Annotated in this window: 1 protein-coding gene; it reads right to left on the bottom strand. The window is 51.0% G+C overall.

Going from position 1 to position 745, the window contains the following annotated elements; all coding sequences use genetic code 11:
* Positions 1–745: acetyl-CoA C-acyltransferase (locus R7Z49_RS24660; protein ID WP_318112325.1), on the bottom strand; the 745-nt coding region annotated here is incomplete at both ends.

The raw sequence follows: 745 nt of genomic DNA, 5'->3' as shown, positions 1-745 counted from the left end.
CAATGCAATACCACCACCACGACGTTTCAGTTCACGTAGAGTTTGCGTCATCATACGCGCACCCGTCGCCGCGAATGGGTGACCGTAAGCAATTGAGCCACCGAGCACGTTGAATTTATCCATGTCGATTTCACCGATCGCTTTCGAACGACCTAGGTTTTCTTGAGCAAACTTATCTGAGGCAAACATTTTCACGTTTGCCAATGCTTGAGCAGCAAACGCTTCATGCATATCGATCAGAGTCAGATCCGACAGTTCCAAGCCTGTGTTTTCGAGCACTTTCGCAGTCGCGTAAGTCGGTCCCATCAGCATGTCTTTTTCCACACCAATCGCTGAGAATGCGTAGCCACGGATGTAGCCAAGAATTTCCATGCCCAACTCTTTCGCTTTACCTTCGCGCATCAGCATCACTGCCGCGCCGCCATCAGTCAGCGGCGTACTGTTTGCTGCAGTAACACTGCCGTACTGGCGGTCAAATGCAGGACGTAACTTTGCATAGCCCTCTAACGTCGAGTCGTGACGAACGTTGTTGTCTTCAGAAATCCACTTTTTGTAAGGTTCAGGAAAAGCGGTCATCACCTCACCTTGGATTTTGCCTTCTTTCCAAGCTTGGGATGCCAATGTATGAGAGCGATGAGCTAGCGCATCTTGTTCTGCGCGTGAGATACCGTGCGTCTTCGCCATTTGCTCTGCCGTTTGTCCCATCGACAAACCCGTCGAGTATTCCGCGACGGCTGGCGGAACA

Origin of the sequence: Vibrio sp. 1562 (genome assembly GCF_033340155.1) — a bacterium.
In the GTDB taxonomy this organism is placed as follows: Bacteria; Pseudomonadota; Gammaproteobacteria; order Enterobacterales; family Vibrionaceae; genus Vibrio; species Vibrio alginolyticus.
The sequence above is the reverse complement of the archived record's forward strand: the minus strand, read 5'-3'. Positions and strand labels throughout refer to the sequence as shown.